Annotated in this window: 1 protein-coding gene and 2 pseudogenes; all 3 read right to left on the minus strand. The window is 62.8% G+C overall.

The annotated features are described in order from the left end of the window. Window positions 1-924, minus strand: a pseudogene (locus NKH19_RS32970) (hypothetical protein); the annotation flags it as partial. 955 nt (window positions 925-1,879) lie between these two features. After that, window positions 1,880-2,998 carry an RHE_PE00001 family protein gene (locus NKH19_RS32975; RefSeq protein WP_352983866.1) on the minus strand — a complete coding sequence of 373 codons (1,119 nt, stop codon included), beginning with the start codon at window positions 2,996-2,998 and terminating at the stop codon, window positions 1,880-1,882. A gap of 239 nt (window positions 2,999-3,237) precedes the next feature. Further along, a pseudogene (locus tag NKH19_RS32980) lies at window positions 3,238-3,420 on the minus strand (plasmid maintenance toxin (PemK-like)); the annotation flags it as partial.

The raw sequence follows: 3,420 nt of genomic DNA on the forward strand, positions 1-3,420 counted from the left end.
TAGCAGGTTGCTCCTGTCCTGTGCAGCGATCCGCTCGTCCGGCGCGCGCTGGTCGCCGTCGCGCCAGATCAGGGGACGAAAGGACGCTGCGGGATCCGAGGTTTGGTGATGGTGCCCAGTTGGCACGAAAGACGATGGCAGAACAGCGTCGTGTTCATTAGCTTCCCTAGGGGGGAGATACTCTGGCCAACTGAATGCCTCCTGCGGCCCGCTGTGCTGCGCAGCGGCGTCCCCAATGGCACGAGCCTCCATGCCGACTGCGTCTTCCGGACGAGGAGCAAGGGCAATTTCGCGCCGGGGTGCGGACTTCCGGAGATGAGCTAGTGCACTGATCCCAGGCCATTTCATATAGCGCTTGGCATCTTCATCCAGCGACCCCTCGTGAAGCCGATCCGCAATCCCCGGCTTTTTGTTTTCAACCAGGTATTGACTGAAACGTCTAAGAGCAGACCCATAGATCTGAATGGTTTGGCGATTCGGCCCGGTCGCAGGCGCTTCTTTGTGCTCTTTGATGAGAGCCGCTGTGTACTCTCTGATGAGCGCGGCGTCGGCAGGGTCGGGATTCAGGGCAGCGTGGCGCAGCACTGGCGCTCCGCCCGCCCACGTCTTGAGACGCCCCAGTGACTCAGCCACGTCCGAGGAGCCACTCTTGCGCTGGTACTCCTTGAGATCCGGATCCAGCGACTGATCGTGAAGCCGAGCAGCAAATCCCGGCTTGTTGTTTTTATGGAGCCAATGACCAAAGCCGAGAAGAGAATTTACATGGCGCTTGACCGTGCGCTCCCCGACCTTACCGGCATAGAGTGCTGACCTGAGCCCTTCGACAACGGTCGCATCGTTGGAATAAAGAGGACGTTTGCGGCCGCGACCGTCGGAGACCACTATTGGAGGATCTGGCTGCACCGCCGCCTTCAGATCAACCACTGACGAATCCGGCGCATGATGATGGCGCGCCGTTGAGTGACCCGGCTGCAGCACCGAGGCACCTAGCATCGACCCACTGCCTCCGGCGTACGGCGCCGCGGCGTGTTCTTGTCCGCTCCCTTGCATCATGGGCTGCGCTTCCCATGGGGCCGCGCCTTCGATGAGGCTCAGGTCTCCCTGAGACGGATGAGGATGGAACGGGTCTGGCAGAGCCGGAACGCCGGGGGCGGGAATTTGGGCAGCGGCTTGGCGCGCCTCGCCCGAGCGCTGCTCAAAGCCCTCTTGCCCGGCCTGTGCCGCTTGCTCTTGAGATGCCGGGGGCTGCACCTGCCGCCAACCTGTTACATTGGATGGGTCAAATTTGTGCCGGTTCACGCTAGCCTCACGTCCACAGATCAGCTGAGCAACCTACTCGGGCATACTTACGAGAAGCTGACGAGGTCCGCGGTCCCGGAGCGGGGTAGGCCTAATTTTCTGCGCGCCGATTGCGCTGGCGCGACGTAGCCCGGTGTCGGTCATCCTAGATCGCTGGAAAAGTCCGTTTTTCCGTAAGCGCGTAGGCATCCCCACGTAGCGTGCAGGCGGTTGATCGCTGTGGACGCCACTCCAGAGACTCGATGCCCCGAAACTTCGCGATCGAAAGATATTTGATCCGGGGTTGCTCAGCCATCGTCGATCCGAATCGTTGCAGTCAATAGTGCGAGCTTAGGCTTGTTCAATTCGATCCGCCAAGCTCCCAGACGTGAACAGACCTTCGGTTCGTAGCCACGTTTCGGCAGCAGAATCCGATTGCCGGGATTCTCATATGTGACTGCCAAGCACGTCGACCCTGGGATCGCGACCATCGACGTCGAGCCCAACACAGGCGAAACAGGCGCCGCAACGCCGGACAATTGAGAGGCTAGTCGAGCAGCAATCTAATCGGCCTCCCAAAGGCGTGTGGTTGGGAGGACCGTTAGATCACACCCCATGCCCGAAACCTTCCCCTCCCCGTCATCTCGCGCAGGCCAAGCTCGCCGATCAGGTTGAGTGCCCCCTGTTTTGTCACCTTTAGCTGCTCCTGGATCATGCCGGCCGAGACGAGCGGCCGAGACAGTACCAGCTCGACCAGGTCGGGCAGTTTCGAGCTGGCGCGCCGTTGTTTGAGCCGTCGCTCCATCTGGCTTTTTGCCAGCACCAGCCGATCGTGTTCCTTCAGGCCAGCCACTGCTGCGTCGTGAATCGCATCGAGGCAGGCGAGCAGTCGATCGCCGCGACTGCGCGCCCGCCTCCGCTCGCGCGGAATGTTTTTCGCGCCGAGATGAATGCAAGCGAGATGGTGGGCGGCGAGTCCTTCCTGTCGCAGCAGCGCGGCCACGAGCAGCGGCCCGAGCCACGTGGCATGCTGCAGCACCTCGATGTCCGACCACGCTTCGAGCAGGATCGCCGCTTGCAGGACGACTGGTTGCCCCCGCGTTTCCGCGAGCACAGCCTGCCATTCGCCCAGCCGCTCTTCTTCATTCCAGTCGAGATCGTAAATCAGGTCCGGCCGGTCGTCGGGGCGCGCCGCTTTCGCCGGCACGTCAGCGCCGCTGAGAATCTTCGACGAGCGCGCCAGGACGGCATCGATCTCGGCAAATTCTTCGGCCAGCCGATCGGCCTCAACGTCATCGCGATCGTCGGCTTCCACAGAGGCAGTTTCAGCCCCCTCCCCGTCCCGGCTTTTTTGGCTCGCCGCCGGCATGGCGCCGCCGCGACCGGTCAGCGCCAAAAAACCGTCGCGGCTGAGCGCCCAGTCCGGCTTTTGCGCAAAAATCAGCCGGCGGGTTCGCAGCACCGCGTGCGCCCGGGTGAGTTCGTGGGTCGGGGTGCGGATGTCCATGTGGGCGTCGTGCAGGACGAGGTCCTCGAGGTGGACGAGTTCGCCCTCGAGCCAGAGCGCGGCGGCCGCGTCGGCAAAATGCTGGCGCTCGACCAAGCCGTCGCGGATCGGCGAACGGGCGACCCGCTCGTCGAGGCGGACCAAAACCGCGGTCGCGCGGGCAACCGGCCCGATCAGGGTTTCCAGGGGCAGTTTGTCGAGGGCGTAAGCCATTGTTTTCATGATGGCTGATTCGCGTTGGTCAAGCTAGTGAGGCTCTCACTGGACTTACGTCGTGTTTCTTCAGGGAGAAAATACACTATCGATAATGACCTCTTATCGATAGTGATGGATTTGACCGCCAAAAGGCGCTAGATTCGGCGCAAAGCACGGTCGCGACGGCCGCAGAAAGACGCCTGATGGAGACTGCCCCTGCCCTGAGGCCGCCCGGCCTGCCGCAGCGCCAGCCGACGTCACGCCGTGCGCGACGTGTTGGTGTGCGCCTGGCCTGTCGCGATGGCGACAAACCGGCGCTTGACCGCGGCAAACAACGCCGGCGGCAGCGGCCCGTAATAGCCGCTCTCCGTCTCCAGCGGCCGGACGTCGGGCCCCGGCCAGGCGAAGCGGTTGCTTTCCGTCAAAACGATCCACGACCG

Origin of the sequence: Mesorhizobium sp. M1338 (assembly GCF_040318045.1) — a bacterium.
GTDB lineage: Bacteria > Pseudomonadota > Alphaproteobacteria > Rhizobiales > Rhizobiaceae > Mesorhizobium.

Excerpts from the sequence above, each read along its gene's own strand:
- NKH19_RS32975 (WP_352983866.1), bottom strand. The coding sequence starts at position 2,998 with ATGGCTTACGCCCTCGACAAACTGCCCCTGGAAACCCTGATCGGGCCG.